The organism is Kribbella qitaiheensis, assembly GCF_014217565.1.
In the GTDB taxonomy this organism is placed as follows: domain Bacteria; phylum Actinomycetota; class Actinomycetes; order Propionibacteriales; family Kribbellaceae; genus Kribbella; species Kribbella qitaiheensis_A.
Window position 1 is genome coordinate 5,012,357 of the sequence record NZ_CP043661.1, and the last position, 19,778, is coordinate 5,032,134.

A 19,778-nucleotide genomic window follows, 5' to 3' on the forward strand; every position below is an offset into this window, starting at 1 on the left:
CACCAGCTTCTCGGGGGGAGAAACCGTGAGCTACCCGCCTTACCCGCCGGACCCGAACCGGCCGCAGGACACACCGCCGCCGTCGAACTTCCCGACGTACGGGCGGCAAGACCAACCTGCGCAGCAGCAGAACCCTGCAACCCCCTTCGTGCCGCCCAGTTCACCGGTCCAGGGCCCGCCGTACCAGGGGGCGCCGTACCAGGGTCAGCAGCAGAACCCGCAGTACCAGGTGCCGCCGCAGGGCCCGCAGTACCCAGGGCCGCAGTACCCGCCGCAGTACGGGAACGGGTATGGCTATGGATATCCGGGCGTGCAGCAGGTCAAGACGAACGGTCTCGCGACCGCTGCTCTCGTCTGCGGTCTGGTCTCGATCTTCTTCTGGATCATCGCGCCGGTCGCGATCGGGCTCGGGATCGCAGCGCTGGTGCAGATCAAGCGGCGGCACGAGAGCGGTACCGCGCAGGCCGTCGTTGGTCTCTCCATCGGCAGCGTGGTCAGCCTGGTGGGTGCCGTGGTCCTGGTGTTCATGTTCGCGCTCGACTGGACCGGCAGCGAGCAGGACTACGGCTCCGACGAGCCGGTGGCCTCGTACTCCGCCACGCCGGACCACGTCTACGTCGACGACCTGATCGTCGGCGAGTGCTTCGACGACGGCTCCGAGGAAGGCGCGGTGGTTCGGCAGCCGTGCCCGGAGTCGCATGACGCCGAGCTGATCTCGAACGTCACCTTGCCGTCCGGTGTCTATCCCGGTGACGCCAAGGTTGAGGAGTCCGCGCGCGTCGCCTGCCGCCGGGAGTTCACCAAGTACATCGGGATCTCGCCCGACAAGTCGGAGCGCAAGTCGGTTTTCTGGGGGCCGGACGAAGAGCTTTGGAACGACGGCGACCGGATCGTCGTCTGTGCCGCTTACGCCACCGGCGGTGACCAGCTCCGCGGCAGCGTGAAAGGCACCAGGCGCTAGGACCCACCTCATTTGCCGACTCCCACGTAGTGTGGCCGCGTGGGAATGGTGATGGCGGTGTCGTTCGAGCGCTACGGGCGGCTGTACTACCTCGACCCCGGCTCGCATCGACCGCGGGTCGGGGACAAAGTGCTGGTCCCGACCGACGACGGGCCCGAGGTGGCCGAGTGCGTCTGGGCCCCGCAGTACGTGACCGAGGAGATCGGCGGGCTGCCGCTGTGCGAAGGCATCGCGTCGGCGGCCGACCTGGACCGCGACGAGCAGAACCGGCAGCGCCGAGCCGACGCGCGGCTGACGGCCAAACGGCTGATTCGCGAGCACGGCCTGCCGATGAAGGTCGTCGGCATCGACTTCGTCGACCGCCGGGCCGATGTCGACCAACTCGTCATCATCTACTTCTCGGCCCCGCACCGGGTCGACTTCCGTGAGCTGGTCCGCGATCTGGCCCGTGGGCTGCGGGCCCGGATCGAGCTCCGCCAGGTCGGCGCCCGCGACGAGGCCCGGCTGCAGGGCGGCATCGGCCCGTGCGGCCGCGACCTGTGTTGCGCGACCTTCCTCAAGGACTTCGAGCCGGTCAGCGTCCGGATGGCCAAGGACCAGGACCTGCCGCTCAACCCGCTGAAGATCTCCGGCGCGTGTGGCCGCTTGATGTGTTGCCTCAAGTACGAGCACCCGCTCTACCAGGAGTTCAACGCCAAGGCGCCGGCCACCGGTACGGCGGTCGAGACACCGGCGGGGGACGGGGTCGTCGTCGGGCACAACGTCCCCAGCGACACCGTCGTAGTACGGCTGGCAGCTTCCGGGCGCCGGTGTGCGTGCAGTAGGGCGGACGTGTGTTCGCCACGCCAGCAGTACGAGGCGTCGCCCACGACCACGCCGGACGCAGTGCCGGTGGAGATCACCACAGCGCCAGTGGTGCAGCAGGAACAGCCTGGTGAGCCTGCCGTCGAGCAGACTCCAGGGGAGAGTGGCGGAACGCGACGGAAGCCGCGGCGCCGGCGCCGGCTGAGTCAGGCAGGCGACGAACAAGACACGGGAGACAGCTCGCAGTGATGACGCGCAGGACGATCGCAGCTCTGGCAGCCCTGGCGGTACTGGTGAGCGGATGTGGAGTGGCCAGCAGGGCCCAGGACTCCGATGGCGCCGGTGGTGTGTCGCCAGGCGGAGGCAGTACGCCGAAGGGGCCGACCGGGCCGGTCCCTGCCGGGCTGGAGAAGTTCTACAGCCAGCAGCCCAAGTGGGAGCGCTGCGGCTCGGGGAACCAGTGCGCCACGATCAACGTGCCGCTGGACTACTCGAACCCGGCCGGCAAGACCATCGAGCTCCGCGCCCGCAAGGTGCCTGCCCGCGACCGGACCGGCAAGATCGGCACACTCTTCGTCAACCCGGGTGGCCCGGGCGCCTCCGGCCAGCAGTTCGCGGCGGGGGCCGGGTTCGCGCTCGGTCCGGCACTGCTGCGCAAATTCGATGTGATCGGCTGGGATCCGCGCGGGGTCGGCGACTCGACGCCGGTGAGCTGCCTGGACACCGAGCAGATGGACAAGTTCATCGCCACCGACGGCAGTCCGGACAACGATGCCGAGATCACCGACCTCAACAACGAGGCGAAGATCCTCGCCGACGGCTGTGAGAAGCGCTCGGGCGACCTGCTGCCGCACGTCTCCACCCAGGACGCGGCCCGTGACATCGACGTACTGCGGGGCATCGTCGGCGACTCGGAGCTCTACTACCTCGGCTATTCGTACGGCACGCTGCTCGGCGCGACCTACGCGGAACTGTTCCCGAAGAACGTCGGCCGGCTGGTGCTCGACGGCGCGATCGACCCGTCGTTGTCCTCGGAGGTCAACAACCTCGCCCAGGCGAAGGGCTTCGACACCGCGCTGGACGCCTTCGCCGCGGACTGCGCGCAACGGAGTTGCCGGCTGGGCAGCACGAAGGCGGAAGTCCTCGCGAACGTGGACAAGCTGATCAACGAGACCGACGCCAAACCGCTCCCCGGTGACGGCAAGCGTCAGGTGACCCAGGCGATCGCCGTCCTCGGGATCATCTTCCCGCTCTACGTGAAGGAGTACTGGCCCCGGCTCGAGGACGCGGTGGTCGACGGACTGGACGGCAAGGGCGCACGGCTGCTCGCGAACGCCGACGACTACACCGACCGGACCGCGAGCGGGTACAGCAACAACGCGGGCGAGGCGATCTACGCGGTCAACTGCCTCGATCGCCCGGACCTCACCTCGGTGGCGCAGGGCAAGGCGGAGGAAGCGAAGTACAAGGCGGCGTCGCCACGGTTCGGCTCGTTCCTGCTCTGGGGTTCACTGCCCTGCGCGAACTGGCCGGTGAAGCCGACGGGCAAGCCGCACGTGATCACGGCCGCCGGGTCGAAGCCGATCGTGGTGGTCGGTACGACGCGCGACCCGGCCACGCCGTACGCGTGGGCGGTCGGGCTCGCCAAGCAGTTGGAGAACGGCGTACTGATCTCCAGGGACGGCGACGGGCACACCGGCTACCACGAGGGCAACAAGTGCGTCGACACTGCGGTCGAGACCTATTTGCTGAAGGGCACGCCGCCGTCAGGCGACATCGAGTGCTGAAAAGCCTGTTGGGGCCGTGCTGAGGGCTAGTTGGGGCGTTCGTCGCCGTCGCCGTCGCCGGCGTCCTGGGGCGGGAGCTGCAGCGTGTCGGTGGCGTGGTCCAGGACGGCCTTGAGGGCGTCCTGGTCCTGCGGGCGGCCGCCGACGGTGATCTCGATCGCCGACCGCTTGCCGCCATCGGCCGGGAGCCAGCGCGACAGGCCCATCCGCGGGCCGCGCACCTTGTCCACGTAGGTGTAGATCAGGGTGCCGTCGGTGCTGCTGATCACGTTCAGGTCCTGCTCGTCGATGCTGTTCGCCCGGGCTGTCACCAGCGCGTCCGGCGTCTGCTTGCTGCCGCGGGTGTCGAACCGGATCTGCCAGACGCCGGTCGGGTCCGCGAACCGCGGCCTGGCCCCGGTCTGGGAGCTGGCCCAGCCTTCCGGCACCTCGGCGGTCACCGGGGCCTTGTCGGTGCCGAAGGTCTGCGAGACATACCGCAGCGAGCCGGCCTGCAACCCATCCGTCGGCCCGGGCGTACTGGGCGCCGTCGTGGGCGTCGACACCGAGCGTGCGGCGGTGTCGTCGCCGTTGTGGTGGATCGCCAGAACCGCGCCGAAGACGGCCATCCCGACGGTCATCCCCGCCAGAGTGGCCAGCAGCGCCTGGTGCCTGGGCGTGAGCATCCCGACCTCGCCTTCCGTTGCCTCGCCTTGATTATCGGGTACGAAGGGGGCTTCGCAGAAACCCGGCGTACGCTGGCCCGTCGTGGAGACGGACGAGGCCCTCGACCAGGCACTGAGCCGGTACGACGCGGGTGAGGCGGAGCGGGCCGACCTCAAACTTCTGGTGAAACAATTGCTGAACCTTCTGGTGGCGAAGGCTCCCGGGCACGCGGTCGAGGTGCGCGTACCGCCGTACGGCGCGGTGCAGTGCATCGAGGGGCCGCGGCATACCCGCGGTACTCCCGGTGCGGTGATCGAGATGCCGGCCGAGATGTGGATCGCCCTCGCACTTGGTCGCATCACTTGGTCCGATGCGCGCGCCACCGGCAAAGTTCGGGCCAGCGGGGAACGCACGGACCTCACAGCCCTGCTGCCACTCCTGAAACCCGAAAGGTGAGAGGGCTTCGAGAGCGGCTGAGCCGGCTCAGCGTCGATCTGGGTCCTTGGCGGGGGTCGAAAGACTTCCGGATCCTGTTGATCTCGGGGACGGTGTTCTTCCTCGGCGGCATGGTCGGCTACGTCGCGCTGCCGTACCAGCTCTACCAACTGACCGGCTCCAACTTCGCCGTCGGCGCGATGGGCCTGGTCACGATCGCGCCGCTGGTGATCTTCGGCCTGTACGGCGGTGCGCTCGCGGATCACCTGGACCGCCGCAAGACGCTGATCGCGACCGGGATCGCGCAGGCCGCGATCGTGGCGGTGGTGCTCGCCAACAGCCTGCTCGCCCATCCGCAGGTCTGGGTGATCTACGTCTGCGGTGCCCTGACCGCGATCGCGACCTCGCTCCAGCGACCGAGCCGCGAGGCTTTGCTCCCGCGAGTGGTCAAACACCAGGAGATGGCCGCGGCGGTCGCGCTGAGCTCACTCACCATGCAGGTCGGCCAGCTCGCCGGCCCCGCGCTGGGCGGACGGCGATCGTCAGCGGCGGCATCCTCTGCGTCGCCGGCGTGGTCGGTACGACGGTCTGGCCGCGCGAGTTCTGGCGGTACGACGCTCGCACGGACGAGCACGCGATCCGCGAACGCGACCTGCGGACCGCGGCCGAGACAGCCGGATAGCCGAGATGGAGCAGGTGGCTTCCGCCATCGGACTGACCGGCATCAGGGTCGAGAAGCCTGGTGAGGTGGAGGCCGCCGTCCAGCAAGCCTTCGCGATCGCCAAGAGCAAGGAGTTCCTGGAAAGCTTTGAGTAGGCTGGGTCATCATGCGCATGCGTTCGGTAGTTGGCCTCGTCGGTGTTGCCGCCTTGCTGGCTGGTTGCAGCGGGCCCGGCAACGAGGATGCGCCGAACGTGCCGCCGCTGGTGTCCGTCCCCACCACGGAGACGCCGACGCCGACTCCGACACCCACCCCGAGCGGGCCGGCGACGTCGAAGGTGGCCGACACGCTCTGCACGCGGGTGAACGAGACGCTGGTGCAGACCACCCTCGGCGTACCGGTGGTGCGGATCCAGCCGAAGCAGACTCCGGCCGACTTCGGGCTGCCGACGTACGACGTGTGCCAGCTGGGGCTGAGCACGAGCCCCAGCGGTCCCGTACTCCGGATGGGCATCTCGGTCCTGCCCGCGACCAAGACGGAGCTGGCGGCCGCGCAGAAGGCGTACGCCGCGACGAAGGCGGAGCCGGCCAAGCCGGTGGCGCTCGGCGACGGCGGGTTCGGGACGAGCCGCTTCGTGGTGTTCCTGCTCGCCGGGCGGCTCGTGAAGGTGAGCGGTCCGCCGGCGACCTTGGCGAAGTACGTCGTACTCGGGCAGGAGGCCGTCCGGCAGGCGCCGGGGTTGCCTTACCCGGCGCCGTTGATCGCCCGCGACGAGTGCGAACGTGGGACCGCCAAGGCGGCTCAGGTGATGGGCGCACCGGCGATGATCCGGCGCGACAGCGAGACGGCCGTCGGCGATCTCGTCTGCGGCTGGATCACATCGACGAACGTCCTCTACACGACCGTCCGCCGCGTCCCTGACGCCGAGGCGGTGATGGTCCCGATCCGCAAGGCCGCGACCTCACAGCCCTTCCCGCTCGGCGACGAAGGCTACGTCGACACCGCCACCGGCCGCGGCACCATCCGCGTCGGCACCGACAAAATCGTCGACCTCGTCCCGCTCGGCGTGCCCCACCCCGATCCGGACACGATGGTCTCTTTCGCCCTCTCCATCTCCGGCCTCTACACCCACTGACCCCTCAACTGGCGCTCTTGTGAGTAGCCAGAGGCGGGCGAGGGAGTTGGTGGAGGGCGGTGGCGAGGGTACTGATGGCTTCGGTCAGCTCGGTGGGAGTGCGCGCGGCATAGCCGAGCACAAGGCCAGGAGTGCGAGCGGTCTGGCTGTGCCAGGAGAGGGGTTGGGTTTTGACGCCTAGGGAGAGGGCGGCTCTGGCCAGGGCGACGTCGTCAAGCGGGCTGTCGAAGGTGATGGTGAGGTGGAGGCCGGCGGCGGCGCCGTGGACTGTTGCTGTGGGCAAGTAGGTGCCGATGGCCTCGATGATGGCGTCGCGGCGCTGGCGGTGACGGCGCCGGACGTAGCGAAGCTGGCGTTCCAGGTCGCCCGAGTCCATCAGCTGGGCGAGGACGAGTTGCGGCAGACTCGCATTGCCCAAGTCTGCAAGGCGTTTCGCCCGGATCAGCACATCCCTGTACTGCGGTGGCGCCAGCATCCACCCGATCCGGAGCGACGGCGCGAGCAGCTTCGAGACGCTCCCCGTGTAGATCACCTGGTCGGTCAGCATCGCGCGCAAAGCCGGTACCGGTGGACGGTCGTACCGGTGTTCGGCGTCGTAATCGTCCTCGATGATCAACCCACCATCGACAGCCCACTGGATCAACTGGCGCCGCCTTTCCCCACCAAGCACCACACCGGTCGGGAATTGATGCGCAGGAGTAGCCAGTACTACGCGCGCCCGCGATTCGTGGAGCAGGTCGACGCGAAGGCCCTCCGAGTCGACCGGGATGGGAATGGTCCGCATCCCCAGGTGCTCCAGATGCTGTCGTGAACCGAGCGACCCAGGATCCTCGACCGCCAGCGCGCTGATCCCCTGATCCCGCAGGACCTGAGCGAGCAGCGAGAGCGCCTGGGCGACACCCGCGACGATGATGAGATCCTCCGGATCCGCCTTGATCCCGCGATTGCGCGCGAGCCAGGTCGCGACGGACTGCCGCAACCTCGGCGTACCGGCTGGTTCCCCATAACCGAACTCGGCCGCCGAAAGGTCCGCCAGCACGGTCCGCTCGGCCTTCAGCCACGCTGCCCGCGGAAACGCCGCGAGATCCGGTACTCCGGGGGTCAGATCCAGTCGCGCCGGCGCCGCCCGCATCGCATCAAAAATATCGAGGCCCGGCTCACCCACCACGGCCTCGGTGCTCACGGGTGAGGGGAGCGCGTGGTCGATCGGCGTAGTGCTGGTCGGGGCGGCTACGACGGTGGTGCCGGCTCGGCCTTGGCCGGCTACGTGGCCGTCTTCGGTGAGGCGTTGGTAGGCCTCGGTGACCACGCCTCGCGAGACCTGGAGTTCGGCGGCGAGGACCCGGGTCGCCGGCAGCCGGCTGCCGATCGGGAGGCGGCCGTCGGAGATGGCCGCGCGGAGTTGCTCGGCCAGCCAGGTCGACAGGCCGCCCGTCGGCACCTCGCCGAGCGACAACTGGAGGAAGTCGGCTCCGGCTTTGGACCTGCCAGCCGCATCCGATATGGACCTGTTCACCAGACCATTGTGGCCGCACGGTGGAGTCATGGGAACTGATTACGTCCACGGATACACGACCGCCGAGACCCGTCGGCTCACCGACCAGGCGGGCACGCTCGCCGACCTGCTGCACGGCGATACGCCGTACGAGGCTGGAAGTCGCGTGCTGGAGGTCGGCTGCGGAGTGGGGGCGCAGACCGTGCAGCTGCTGACCCGAAGCCCGGGCATCCGGCTCACCTCCGTCGACATCTCCGAGGAGTCCCTCGCCCACGCCAAGGCCCGGGTCGCCGCCGAGGTCCCCGGCGCCGAGGTCGACTGGCTGCACGCCGACCTCCTTGGGCTCACCCCGGACCAGCTCGGCCTGTTCGACCACCTCTTCCTCTGCTTCGTCCTGGAGCACCTGCCGAAGCCGGTAGAAGCCCTGACCAGCCTGCAGCGCCTGCTGCGCCCGGGCGGCTCGATCACCGTGATCGAAGGCGATCACGAGTCGGCCTTCTTCCACCCGCGCAGTACCGAGGCGCAGGCCGTTATCGACTGCCTGATCGACCTGCAGGCCGAGGCCGGCGGCGACTCGTTGATCGGCCGCCGCCTGCAGCCGCTCCTCACCGACGCCGGATACGACGACGTCCGCGCCCGGCCGTGCACGGTGTACGCCGACGAGACGCTGCCGCACCTGGTCGACGGGTTCACCCGGAAGACGTTCATCGCGATGGTCGAGTCGGTCCGCGACCGCTCGCTTGCCGCGGGCCTTCGGACACCGGCCCAATGGGAGCAGGGGATCCGCGCGCTGGAACGGGCTGCCGAACCCGGCGGCACCTTCCACTACACGTTCTTCAAAGCGGTCGGGACGCAAAGATGGTCTGGCTGATCCTGCTGGCCGCGCTCGTCGTCGCGGGCCTCGAACGGAACCGCCGCCGGCAGCCGTATCCGCGACCGCGGACAGCGGGCGGCAGCAGAATCCAGGACCGCGACCTGGAACGCGTGGTGGCCGAAATCCGAGCGGCCGCCGAGCGTGAATCTTGACCCGCAGCAGGGTGGGACGGATTGGGCCGGGCTGGTAAACAGTGGGTATGCCCGCGACTGAGCAGTTGGAGATCGAGACCAAGTACGACGTCGACGAGCACGCGATCCTGCCGGCTCTGCACGAGCTGCCCGGTGTCACGAGCGTCGCCCAACCGGTCGAGCTCGACCTGGAGGCCGTGTACTTCGACACGGCCGGCCTCGACCTGGCTGTGAACAAGGTGACGCTGCGCAGACGCACCGGCGGCGAGGACGACGGCTGGCACGTGAAGTTGCCGGGATCCGGCGCCGGCCGGCTGGAGATCCACCACCCGCTCGGCCGCGCGGTCCAGAAGGTCCCGATCCAGGTGATCAGGACGGTCCGGGTGCACGTCCGCGACCGCGAACTCGTGCCGGTGGTGGCCCTCCGGACCCGCCGGATCGTGCACCGTCTGCTGGACGCCGACGGCGAGGTGCTCGCCGAGGTGGCCGACGACCAGGTGACCGCCGAGATCGAAGGCTCCGAGCCGGAGCGCTGGCGTGAGTGGGAGGTCGAGCTCGTCAACGGCGAGACCGAGCTCCTCGAAGCCGCCGAGCCGCTACTGCGCCTGGCCGGAGCGACGCCGGCGTCGGGCCCGAGCAAGCTCGCCCGGGCACTCGGCTCCCGCATCCCGCAGCCGATCGACCGTGAGCTGCCGAAGAAGCCGCTCACCGCCGATCTCTTCCGCGCGTACGCCGGTGCGCAGGTCGACGCGATCCGGCTGCGCGACCCCGAAGTACGCCGGGATCTGCCGGACTCCATCCACAAGCTGCGGGTGGCGACCAGGCGGCTTCGGTCGGCGCTGGCCAGCTACCGCCCGGTGGTGGATCGCGAGGCCGGAGATGTCATCCGTGCGGAGCTGAAGTGGCTCGCCGGGCAGCTCGGCGGCGCGCGCGACGCCGAAGTACTGCGAGAACACTTCGCCACCACGGTCGCGGAGCAACCCGTCGAGCTGGTGATGGGCCGCGTCGGAGCAGGCATCGACGATCACCTGCGCGCCGTCTACAAGGCAGGCCGGGCCGACGCGCTCGCCGCGTTGGAGAGCGAGCGGTACTTCCGGCTGCTCGACTCCCTCGACGAGTTGATCGCGAACCCACCGCTGACCGGCGACGAGCGGAAGGCGGCCAAGCAGCTGCCCGAGATTCTCGAGCACGACTGGAAGCGGATGCGGAAGGCGGTCCGCCGGATTGAATCCGCCGGGGATCCGGTCGAGCGCGATCACGAACTGCACGAAGTACGGAAGGCAGCCAAGCGACTCCGGTACGCCGGCGAGTCGGCCGAGCCGGTGCTCGGCTCGGATGCGACCGCGCTGGCGGGCCGCGCCGAGCAGGTCCAGGAAGTGCTCGGCGACCACCAGGACAGCGTGGTCGCCCGTGAGCTGCTTCGCCAACTGGCTGTCGAGGTTCACCTGTCCGGCGGGAACGCCTTCACCTATGGGCGTTTGCACGCCGCCGAGGAGTATCGCGGCGAGCGGTCGTACCGGGAGTTCCTCGAGCTCTGGCCGAGCGTCAAGCAGGCATGAGCAAGCCCCCGGCTGGATACCGGGGGCTCTCTCAGGGATGGGCGGAAGTGGTGCTGTCAGGCAGGCTCGCGTCAACTCCGCAGAGCCCGCCTGACAGGTCTAGTGGTGGACCGCCTTCTCGGCGCCCGCACCCGTCAGGGAGCGAACCTCCATCTCGGCGAACTTGTCGACGTTGACCGCTTCCTTGCTGGTCAGCGTGCCGATGATGCCGAGGGCGAAGGCCAGCGGGATCGAGACGATGCCGGGGTTGTCCAGCGGGAACCAGTGGAAGTCGATCCCGGTGTCGGTGATCATCGACAGGCTGGCATGCGTCTTCTTGTCGACCTTGCCGGAAACGACCGGGGAGAACGCGATCAGGATGATCGCGGAGCCCAGGCCGCCGTAGATGCTCCAGAGTGCGCCGCGGGTGTTGAAGCGCCGCCAGAACAGCGAGTAGAGGATCGTCGGCAGGTTCGCACTGGCCGCCACCGCGAACGCGAGCGCCACCAGGAAGGCGACGTTCTGGCCGTTCGCGAAGATGCCGCCGATGATCGCCAGCGCACCGATCACGACGGCGGTGATCCGGGCGACCCGGACCTCGCCGGTGCCGCTGATCTGGCCCTTCTTGATCACCTGGCCGTAGACGTCGTGCGCGAACGACGTACTCGCGGTGATCGTCAGGCCGGCCACGACCGCCAGGATGGTGGCGAAGGCGACCGCGGAGATCAACCCCAGCAGGAGTTCTCCGCCCAGCTCGTAGGCGAGCAATGGGGCGGCCGAGTTCGCCTTGCCGGGAGCTGCCTTGATCCGTTCCGGGCCGACCAGCGCGGCCGCGCCGAACCCGAGCACGAGCGTGAACAGGTAGAAGATACCGATGATCCAGATGGCCCAGCTGACACTGCGCCGGGCCTCCTTCGAGGTCGGGACGGTGTAGAAGCGCATCAACACGTGCGGCAGTCCCGCGGTCCCCAGCACGAGTGCCAGGCCGAGCGAGATGAAGTCGAGTTTGCTGACCCCAGTCAGGCCGTACTGCAGTCCCGGATCGAGCAACTTCGCCCCGGCCGGGCTCTTCTCGACCGCGCCGCCGAGAAGGCCGGACAGGTTGAAGCTGAACTTCGCGAGCACCCAAAGCGTCATCACGCCGGCGCCGATGACCAGCAGGACGGCCTTGATGATCTGCACCCAGGTGGTGCCCTTCATGCCACCGACGAGTACGTAGGTGATCATGATCAGGCCGACCACCGCGATGACGATGTTCTGCCCGGCCCGGTGCGAGACACCGAGCAGCAGTGCGACCAGTCCACCGGCGCCGGCCATCTGGGCCAGCAGGTAGAAGAAGCTGACCACCAGCGTCGAGATGGCGGCGGCCATCCGTACCGGGCGCTGCTTGAGGCGGAAGGACAGGACGTCGGCCATCGTGAAGCGGCCGGTGTTCCGGATCAGCTCCGCGACCAGCAGCAGGGCCACCAGCCAGGCGACCAGGAAGCCGATCGAGTAGAGGAAGCCGTCGTACCCGTTCACCGCGATCGCGCCGGCGATGCCGAGGAACGACGCCGCGGACAGGTAGTCGCCCGCGATCGCGATGCCGTTCTGCGGGCCGGTGAACGAGCGGCCGCCGGCGTAGAAGTCGGCGGCGGTCTTGTTGTTGCGGGAGGCCTTGATCACGATCGCCAGGGTGGCGACCACGAACAGCGCGAAGATCGCGATGTTGATCGTCGGGTTGCCGACATCGGTTGCCATCGGCAACAGCAGGGGCGCGCTCACTGGTCTTCCCCTTCGATCAGTTCCCGCATCTTCTCGGCGGCCGGGTCGAGTTGTTTGTCCGACCAGCGCACGTAGATCATCGTGATCGCGAAGGTCGAGACGAACTGGCCGAGCCCGAACAGCAGCGCGACATTGATGTTGCCGCCGATCCGGTGCGACATGAAGCCACCGGCGTAGTCGGCGAGCAGGACGTAGAGGAAGTACCAGGCCAGGAACAGGCCGGTCATCGGGAACACGAAGCGCCGGAATCGGCGACGCAGCTCGGAGAAGTCCGGCGACAGCTGGACATCCCGGTAGGTCGTCATTTCCGGATCGCCCGCGCGAGGGGTTTCGCTCATCGCGGACCTCCAGACGGATCTCAGGCCGGGCAGAAACCGGCGCGCAGGGTTGTTGCGCAAACTGTGGCCCACGCCACTCCCGCCGGACAGCACGCGTGCGCACCGAGCGCCCAGCGGCCGTCCCTCCTCGCCCGGCGGCGCTCCTTACCACGACGAGCGGTACCAAATGCGCGACGAACGGAAGTTTCCGGTACTACGGGCGACCGGTCGGACTGGCGACCGGTCAGATTGGTGGGAGGCCCCGGTCGACGTCGACGGCCTCGGGGGTGTGCAGGCGGACCATGCTGCGGGCGGTGCCGCGGGGAACCTTGGTCGGGGTCAGCTTCGACACCACGATCACGGTCACGAAGGCGAGCGGCATCGTCCAGGCGGCAGGCTGAGCGCAGAGCGCTTTGGGCCAGCCTCCGGCCGGCGGGCCGATCACGTTCACCAGTACTGCGGCGATGGCCGCGACGCCACCGACCAGGAGCCCGGCCGCGGCTCCGGTGACGGACATTCTGCGCCACCAGATCCCCAGCACCAGCAGGGGACAGAAGGTCGACGCGGCCACGGCGAAGGCGAGCCCGACAGTGTCGGCCAGGCTGACCGACTTCGTCAGGGTGAAGGCCAGGTACGGAACGACGATGGCGAGCACGGCGGCGATCCGGAAGCTGTTCACCGCCAGGTAGTCCCCGCCCGTCAGCCGGTGCAGTCGGGACCGGAGCAGGTCCTGATCGATGACGCCCGCGATCGCGACCGTCAGGCCGGATGAGGTCGACAGGAACGCCGCGAACGCACCGGCCGCGACTAGCGCACCGAGGAGATCTCCTGTGGTGCCAGCGAAAATCCGGCCGGGCAACTCGAGTACGACGGTGTCTGGCGAGGTCCCGATCAGATCCGGTGCGAACGAGCGACCGAGTACGGCGTACAGGGGTGGGAAGACGTAGAAGACAGCGAGCAGAGCCAGTACTACGACGGTTGTCCGGCGAGCGGCTCGTCCGTCGGGGTTCGTGTAGAACCGGACCAGGACGTGCGGCAGGCCCATGGTTCCGAAACAAAGGGCCAATAGCAACGAATACGTCGCGTAGAGCGGGTGGTCCCGGCCGCCGGCGTGGGACAAGGGTTCTGCCCACTCGGACCCCACGCCGTGCAGGGAATCGAGCAGCCCGACCGGATGGTCCATCGACCGCCAGGCGATCAGGATGACGAAGACCGGAACGGCCAGGGCGGTCAGCTTCAGCCAGTACTGGAACGCCTGGACGAAGGTGATCGAGCGCATTCCGCCGGCGGCGACGTTGATCACCACGATCACCGCGACGATGGCCGCTCCGACGGCCGGCGGAGCACCCGTAACGGCGTGGAACGTCAGCCCGGCGCCGCTGAGCTGAGGCAGCAGGTAGAGCGTGCCGATCCCGGCCACCAGGAACGAGCAGATCCGCCGGACCACCGCGGACTCGAACCGGGTCTCGGCGAAGTCCGGCAGGGTGTAAGCGCCGGAGCGTCGCAGCGGGGCGGCGATCAGGACCAGCAACATCAAGTAGCCGACTGTGTAGCCGACGGAGAACCAGAGCATGTCGGCGCCGTTCACCAGCACCAGCCCGGCGACGCCGAGGAAAGATGCCGCCGACAAGTATTCGCCGCTGATCGCCGAGGCATTCCAGCGTGGTGTCACGGCCCGGCTGGCGACGTAGAAGTCACTGGTGGTGCGAGAGATCCGCAGCCCGAAGAGGCCGATGCCGATGGTCGCCGTGATCACCAATCCGATCGCGGTCAAACTCATTGCCGAAGACATCTACTTTCGCCCCATCAACGACGACATTCTACTTCCGTCCGACAAACTCAGTGAACTCCGACTCGATCCGCTCGGCGTTGCGGACGTAGATGCGGGCGGACACGTAGACCACCGGGTAAACGACGACCCCGAGCAGTATCCAGGGGAGCGGGATGCCGTAGACCGACAACGTGCGGGTGGCGGGCAGCAGCGCGAACAGCAACGGCAATCCGCCGAGGACCACAGCGGCCCCGGCGACCATGGCAAGCGCGAGCCGGAGTTGGGACTGGATCAGCGAGTCCATGTACATCTCACCGAGCCGGGTCTGCTCGTCGATCTCCCGGGTTCCGGTCGGCGTACTGGGGCGGCGGCCGCCAGTGGTCCGCGGGCTCGTCACCCGGACCCGCCGCGGCCCCTCCGCCGGAGTGCTCATCCCCGGAGCGAGCTCGACCGGACCAGCAGGTCGCGGAGTTCCCGGGTGTGCCGGCGGCTGACCGGCAGCCAGTCGTCGCCGACCCGAACCGCGCACCGGCCGCCGTCGACCCGCATCTCGTCGACATGGGCCAGCGCGACCAACGTACTGCGGTGGATCCGGGTGAACCCGGCCTCGCGCCAGCGGTCCTCGAGGGTGCTGAGCGGGATCCGGACCAGGTGCGAGTTCTGGCCGGTGTGCAGTCGCGCGTAGTCGCCCTGCGCCTCGACGTACCGGACCGTGGAACGGTGCACGAACCGGGTCACGCCGGCGAGTTCGACCGGGATGACCTCGTCGTCGCTGTCGTCCGGCGGCGGCTGCGCGGTTGGCGTACCCGCGCTGACGACCCGGCGGACGGCCTCGGTCAGCCGTTCCGCCCGGACCGGCTTCATCACGTAGTCGGCGGCGTCCAGGTCGAAGGCGTCGACCGCGTGCTCGTCGTACGCGGTGACGAAGACGATCTGCGGGCGGCTGACGAAGTTGGACAGCACCCGCGCCAGGTCGATGCCGTCCAGACCGGGCATCTTGATGTCACAGAAGACCACGTCGATATCGGCCGCCTGCAGGATCTTCAGCGCCTCGGGCCCGCTGGACGCGGTCAGGATCTCCCCGATCCGCTCGTCCTGGCGCAGCAGATAGACCAGCTCGGCCAGCGCCGGCTGCTCGTCATCAGCAACCAGCGCGCGCAGTCGAGAGTCAGTCATGGCGCACAGACCAAGCGGAGGCGTGCACTCCTGAGGAGTATTTCGGCACTCGGAAACTAACCTTCGTACCTGCGTTCAGGGCTGTTTCCACCACCAGGCCGTGCGGGTCGCCGTACACCTGGCGGAGCCGGGCGTCGACGTTGCCGAGGCCGATCGAGTCGCCCTTCGGTTCGCCCGCCAGGGCCGCGCGGATCACTTCCGGGTCGCTGCCGACGCCGTCGTCCTCGACGCTGATCTCTGCCTCGGAGCCGCGATCCAGCGCGCGGATGGTGATCCGCCCGATGCCGGTGCTGCCCTCCAGACCGTGCCGTACCGCGTTCTCCACCAGCGGCTGGACCACCAGGAACGGGATCGCCACGGACAGTACTTCGGGCGCGATCAGGAGCGAGACCGTCAGCCGTTCACCGAAGCGCGCCTGCTCCAGGACCAGGTAGCGCTCGACGTTGCGCAGCTCGTCCGCCAGCGTGGTGAACTCGCCGCCCCGGCGCAGCGCGTAGCGGGAGAAGTCGGCGAACTCGAGCAGCAGCTCCCGGGCTCGCTCCGGGTCGGTCCGGACGAACGAGGCGATCGCCGCCAGCGCGTTGTAGATGAAGTGCGGGCTGATCTGGGCCCGGAGCGCTCGCAGCTCAGCCTCCATCGCCCGGGTGCGCTCCTTGTTGAGCTCGGCGAGCTCCACCTGGCCGGACACCCAGCGGGCGACCTCCTCGGTGGCACGGACGAGCGCGGCCGACGAGCGGGGGCTGTAGGCGACCAGCACCGCCACCACGCGCTCCTCAGTGAAGATCGGCGCCACTACCGCAGTACGGATGGGGCACTGTGGGTCGCGGCAGGCCACATCACCCGCACCGAGTACTGCGGTCCGCCCGGTGCGCAGGGTGTGGGCGGCGATGGACTTGGCGTCCACGCGGTGGTTGGACTCGTACGAGCCGCCGACACCGTCCCAGGCGAGTACCCCGGACGAGTCGCAGATGGCGATCGCCGCAGTACCGAGCAGGTCCCGCAGGTGCTTGCTCGCCTTACCAGCCGCCTCCGGGGTCAACCCCTCGCGCAGGCTCGGCGTGGCCAACGAGGCGGTATGCAGAGTCGCATACGTCGCCTTGTCAGCCGGAGTCCCAAAATGCTTCCGCCGCCGCGCGAACATGCCACGACGGTAACCGCTCAAACCCCCACCCCGCCCACGCCGCTCCTACGCGACGCAGGAGGCGCGGGGGTGGAGTCAGATCTCCGAGCGTGGACGGAAGGCCTCCAGGGCTTCGGCGTCCGAGTAGTTGGTGCGGAGGTACTCGTCGGACCAGGCCTCGATCTGCGGGTACGGCGACAGCTTGGCGAGGGTGTCTGCAGCCCGGGTGGTGTCGAAGTGCGTGCGGCGTAGGTGGACACCATCCTGGCTCAGGAGGGCCCAGCTCGCGCCAGGGGCGCCGTACGGCATGCCTACGCTTCCTGCGTTGACCACGAGCCGCCTGTCGACCTGGCGGGCGAACGGCATGTGGGTGTGGCCGCAGACGATCGTCCTGATCTCCTCCGGTACGCCGTCGAGCACCGTCGCCCACCGGGAGATCGGGCTGTCGACCAGCACCATCTCCTCGTCGTCGCGCGGGGTGGCGTGGCAGAACAGCGTGTCGCCCAAGGTGAACGTGGTCGGCAGGTTGTCCAGCAACTCGACCTGGTCGGGACGCAGCTGTCCGGCAGCCCACGGCGACACCGGATCCGGTGGTGTTCCTTCGAACTCGCCGCGAGCCATCGAGACCAGCTCCCGGTCCGCGTTGCCACGAACCCAGACAGCGCGTTTCCCCAACGACACCAGTAGATCCAGCGTCTCCACCGGCAGGGGGCCGCTGGCGATGTCCCCGGCCAGCACGATCACCTCCGCGGCAGCGACGTCCGGCTCGGCCAGCACCGCTTCCAACGCAGGCAGTACGCCATGAATGTCCGCCAGCACCACAACAGTCATACGAGCCAGTGTGGACCCGCGACGCTTATGCCATTGGTTTCTTTGCTACGAGCAGACGGTCTAGCTGCCGATCATGAGTTCGCCCGCTGCCAGCGGAGTGGCGAGTTCGCACGCGCCGTTGGTGATCGTGCAGCGGATGATGGACGCCTTCGTGTCCGGTCCGTCGTCGGCGAGGATCAGCAGGTGCTGGTCGTCCTCGGCGACCGTCTGCCGGAAGGACGGGCCGCTCCACTCCCGGAGCAGGCTGCCGGTACGAGCGTCCAGCGCGGCGGCGATCAGGTCGGCGTACCCGTCACTGATCCGCGGTCCACCGATGGCGGTCCGGCCGTCGGCGGTGAAGCTTTTGACCTGGTAATCGCAGGTCCGCCAGAACTGCTTGCCGGTGGCAACTTCAATGACCGCCGAGCAGGTGCCGTTGTCGTTCAGGACGGTCAGTGCGGCGGCGACCTCGCCGTTGCCCGCCAGGGCGGTCGGCGAGGTGATCGTCTTGACCTCGGTGGCGGTCGTCTTCGCCGGGTCCCAGGCGGACAGCTGCCAGGTGCTCGAGTTCTGGGTCTCGAAGGAGCTGAAGTACACCTTGCCGCCCTGGTAGGCGATCACCCGGACCTCCCAGCGGTTCGGCAGCGCGAGCTTCTTCACCGCGTCAAGGCCGCCCTCGGTGGTCGTCGCGTAAACCGTGCTGCCCTTCACGCCGCCGCCGGTATCTATCCGCTTGGTCGCGTACGCCGCCTGCGAACCGTCCGTGGTGGTCACCAGAGTGGTGACGTCGGGCGTGTGCTCGACCGCCTCGTAGCCGACCTTGAGCAGCTCGGTGCCGTAGCCCTTGGTGACCACGGCCAGGACCGCGTCGCCGAGCCGGGCCACCTGCTGGATCTGCTGGGTGCCGGGGATCTTGACCTTGTCGCCGGCGCCGCCGCGGACCTCACGGCCGACCAGGTACGCCACCTGCGGGTCGCGGCCCTTGGTCAGCTTGCTCAGCTTCAGCGCCACCTTGACCGGGCTGCCGGCGGACGGCTTCGGCGGGAGGCTGGACGGCGTACTGGACGGAGTCTCCGCGACCGGCGTGGTGGTCGGACCTGCCAGCGGAGCCGCTGACCCGCCTTCGCCCGCATGCGGTCCGCGCTGGGCGGCGATCACGCCACCTGTCACCACAGCTGCCACAGCGATCGCTGCGACCAGCACGATCAGCCGGCCGTTCTTCTGCTTCATTGCCAAGCTCCTAACAGGCGAATGTCGTACCGGGCGGCCTTGGTCAGTGGGGTGGCCAGCTCGCAGGCTCCTGTTGCGATGCTGCAGCGGATGATCGCGGTGCGGGTGTTCTCCCCAGTGTCGGCCACCATCAGCAGATGATCGTCATCCTCGGCGACCGACTGCACGAACTGGGGTCCGGACCACTGCCGCTGGACCGAGCCGTCCTTGGCGTTCAGCGCCGCGACCAGGGGATCCGACCCGCCGCCGCGGAAGTCCGGCGTACCGATCGCTGTGCCGCCGCTCGGGGTGAACCCGTTGACCGCGTACTCGCAGGTGCGCCACAGCTGCTTGCCGGACGCGGTGTCCGTCAGTGTCGAGCAGAAGTTCTGAGCCGCGCCCGCAACGAAGTCGACCACGGCTGTGCCGGCCCCGTTCACTCCTTCGGGTGACCTGACGCTCTTGAGTTGGGTGACCTTGCCGGTGCCGGCGTCCCAGCTACTGAACGTCGAGGTGAGGCCGTCGCGGTCGGTGTCCGACTTGAAGAAGACGTGCGAACCGGCGACGCCCAGGACGGTCGTGCCCCAGTCGTCCGGGCGGTTGAGAGTCCGCTGCCCGGAGCTGGTCTCCCAGTAGACGTCACTGCCCTTCTTCCTGGTGTGATCCGCGTTCACCGGCGCGGTCCCGTAGGCGACGGCTTGCTGGTCCAACGACGACACCAGGCTCTGTACGTCGGGGATGCGCTGGAGCGCGAAGGTGCTGCCGTCGTCGATCCGGGCCAGCTCCGAGCCGCCTAGGCCGACTTCGAGCAGCACCAGCAACGATCCGTCGTACCGGGTGGCGTCGAGGATGTTCTGCTTGCCCGGCACCGTGACGTCCTGGCCGCCCCCGCCCCGGACCGTCCGGCCCTGCAGGTAGGACATCTGAGGTGCTCGGCCGACCGGGAGCTTGCTCAGGTTCAGCGTCACCTTCACAGGCGTGGCCGGACCAGCTGTAGTGGACGGCGACTCGTGGAGGGGAGCCGCGGCAGCGGTCGCGGAGACCTGCGGCGTGCGCCGCAGAGCGACGACGCCACCGCCGACCACAGCCAGTACTGCGACCGCAGCCACTCCTGCGACCAGTACTCCGTTCCTACTCATCTTCCG

At 68.7% G+C, this 19,778-nt stretch carries 20 protein-coding genes; 9 read left to right on the plus strand and 11 right to left on the minus strand.

The annotated features are described in order from the left end of the window. The first annotated feature begins 25 nt into the window (after positions 1-25). The 3 genes from F1D05_RS23700 to F1D05_RS23710 are packed head-to-tail and all read left to right on the plus strand — an operon-like array spanning position 26 to position 3,552. Positions 26-961 carry a DUF4190 domain-containing protein gene (locus F1D05_RS23700; RefSeq protein ID WP_185442520.1) on the plus strand — a complete coding sequence of 312 codons (936 nt, stop codon included), beginning with the start codon at positions 26-28 and terminating at the stop codon, positions 959-961. Between the two features lie 45 nt (positions 962-1,006). After that, the gene (locus F1D05_RS23705) at positions 1,007-2,014 is read left to right on the plus strand and encodes a PSP1 domain-containing protein (protein WP_246486894.1); all 1,008 of its coding nucleotides are present in this window, start codon (positions 1,007-1,009) and stop codon (positions 2,012-2,014) included. Beyond that, the gene (locus tag F1D05_RS23710; RefSeq protein WP_246485911.1) at positions 2,014-3,552 is read left to right on the plus strand and encodes an alpha/beta hydrolase; all 1,539 of its coding nucleotides are present in this window, start codon (positions 2,014-2,016) and stop codon (positions 3,550-3,552) included. The genes F1D05_RS23705 and F1D05_RS23710 overlap by 1 nt, the downstream gene beginning before the upstream one ends. A gap of 26 nt (positions 3,553-3,578) precedes the next feature. Here F1D05_RS23710 and F1D05_RS23715 read toward each other — a convergent pair whose 3' ends face one another. Then, positions 3,579-4,217, minus strand: coding sequence for a hypothetical protein (locus tag F1D05_RS23715; RefSeq protein ID WP_185442523.1), 639 nt, complete (start codon positions 4,215-4,217; stop codon positions 3,579-3,581). An 82-nt stretch (positions 4,218-4,299) separates the two neighbouring features. On the opposite strand from F1D05_RS23715, the gene F1D05_RS23720 reads away from it, so the two are divergent. From F1D05_RS23720 to F1D05_RS23730, 3 genes are all read left to right on the plus strand, one after another. Further along, positions 4,300-4,653, plus strand: coding sequence for a sterol carrier family protein (locus tag F1D05_RS23720; protein ID WP_185442525.1), 354 nt, complete (start codon positions 4,300-4,302; stop codon positions 4,651-4,653). Then, complete coding sequence (locus tag F1D05_RS23725) at positions 4,650-5,378, plus strand: MFS transporter (protein ID WP_246485912.1); 729 nt, start codon at positions 4,650-4,652, stop codon at positions 5,376-5,378. The genes F1D05_RS23720 and F1D05_RS23725 overlap by 4 nt, the downstream gene beginning before the upstream one ends. Before the next feature lie 81 nt (positions 5,379-5,459). Continuing rightward, positions 5,460-6,428: a hypothetical protein gene (locus F1D05_RS23730; RefSeq protein WP_246485913.1), complete on the plus strand. Its 969-nt coding sequence runs from the start codon at positions 5,460-5,462 to the stop codon at positions 6,426-6,428. 4 nt (positions 6,429-6,432) lie between these two features. Here F1D05_RS23730 and F1D05_RS23735 read toward each other — a convergent pair whose 3' ends face one another. Next, complete coding sequence (locus F1D05_RS23735) at positions 6,433-7,944, minus strand: PLP-dependent aminotransferase family protein (RefSeq protein ID WP_246485914.1); 1,512 nt, start codon at positions 7,942-7,944, stop codon at positions 6,433-6,435. 28 nt (positions 7,945-7,972) lie between these two features. Between F1D05_RS23735 and F1D05_RS23740 the strand changes: the two genes are divergently transcribed. The 3 genes from F1D05_RS23740 to F1D05_RS23750 are packed head-to-tail and all read left to right on the plus strand — an operon-like array spanning position 7,973 to position 10,487. Further along, positions 7,973-8,794 carry an L-histidine N(alpha)-methyltransferase gene (locus F1D05_RS23740; protein ID WP_185442528.1) on the plus strand — a complete coding sequence of 274 codons (822 nt, stop codon included), beginning with the start codon at positions 7,973-7,975 and terminating at the stop codon, positions 8,792-8,794. Beyond that, positions 8,782-8,949 carry a hypothetical protein gene (locus F1D05_RS23745; protein WP_185442529.1) on the plus strand — a complete coding sequence of 56 codons (168 nt, stop codon included), beginning with the start codon at positions 8,782-8,784 and terminating at the stop codon, positions 8,947-8,949. The genes F1D05_RS23740 and F1D05_RS23745 overlap by 13 nt, the downstream gene beginning before the upstream one ends. 47 nt (positions 8,950-8,996) lie before the next feature. Next, positions 8,997-10,487: a CYTH and CHAD domain-containing protein gene (locus F1D05_RS23750; RefSeq protein WP_185442531.1), complete on the plus strand. Its 1,491-nt coding sequence runs from the start codon at positions 8,997-8,999 to the stop codon at positions 10,485-10,487. Positions 10,488-10,586: 99 nt separating this feature from the next. On the opposite strand, the gene F1D05_RS23755 is transcribed toward F1D05_RS23750, so the two are convergent. The 9 genes from F1D05_RS23755 to F1D05_RS23795 all read right to left on the minus strand — a co-directional run bounded on the left by F1D05_RS23755 (position 10,587) and on the right by F1D05_RS23795 (position 19,772). Further along, positions 10,587-12,230 carry a solute symporter family protein gene (locus F1D05_RS23755; protein ID WP_219732961.1) on the minus strand — a complete coding sequence of 548 codons (1,644 nt, stop codon included), beginning with the start codon at positions 12,228-12,230 and terminating at the stop codon, positions 10,587-10,589. Further along, entirely contained in the window at positions 12,227-12,568 is a 342-nt protein-coding gene (locus tag F1D05_RS23760; protein ID WP_185442533.1) for a DUF485 domain-containing protein, read from the minus strand. Before F1D05_RS23760 ends, F1D05_RS23755 begins: the two co-directional genes overlap by 4 nt. Before the next feature lie 223 nt (positions 12,569-12,791). Further along, positions 12,792-14,327 (minus strand): cation acetate symporter, encoded by a 1,536-nt coding sequence (locus F1D05_RS23765; protein ID WP_246485915.1) that lies wholly within the window; start codon positions 14,325-14,327, stop codon positions 12,792-12,794. Positions 14,328-14,367: 40 nt separating this feature from the next. After that, positions 14,368-14,751, minus strand: coding sequence for a hypothetical protein (locus F1D05_RS23770; RefSeq protein ID WP_185442537.1), 384 nt, complete (start codon positions 14,749-14,751; stop codon positions 14,368-14,370). Next, on the minus strand, positions 14,748-15,494 hold the full coding sequence (locus F1D05_RS23775) for a LytR/AlgR family response regulator transcription factor (RefSeq protein ID WP_185442539.1): 747 nt from the start codon (positions 15,492-15,494) through the stop codon (positions 14,748-14,750). The genes F1D05_RS23770 and F1D05_RS23775 overlap by 4 nt, the downstream gene beginning before the upstream one ends. Further along, positions 15,487-16,635 carry a histidine kinase gene (locus F1D05_RS23780; protein WP_185442541.1) on the minus strand — a complete coding sequence of 383 codons (1,149 nt, stop codon included), beginning with the start codon at positions 16,633-16,635 and terminating at the stop codon, positions 15,487-15,489. The genes F1D05_RS23775 and F1D05_RS23780 overlap by 8 nt, the downstream gene beginning before the upstream one ends. Positions 16,636-16,710: 75 nt before the next feature. Continuing rightward, positions 16,711-17,445: a metallophosphoesterase family protein gene (locus F1D05_RS23785; protein ID WP_185442543.1), complete on the minus strand. Its 735-nt coding sequence runs from the start codon at positions 17,443-17,445 to the stop codon at positions 16,711-16,713. Between the two features lie 60 nt (positions 17,446-17,505). Then, entirely contained in the window at positions 17,506-18,654 is a 1,149-nt protein-coding gene (locus tag F1D05_RS23790; RefSeq protein WP_185442544.1) for a hypothetical protein, read from the minus strand. Next, positions 18,651-19,772 (minus strand): hypothetical protein, encoded by a 1,122-nt coding sequence (locus F1D05_RS23795; protein ID WP_185442546.1) that lies wholly within the window; start codon positions 19,770-19,772, stop codon positions 18,651-18,653. Before F1D05_RS23795 ends, F1D05_RS23790 begins: the two co-directional genes overlap by 4 nt. Positions 19,773-19,778: the final 6 nt, after the last annotated feature.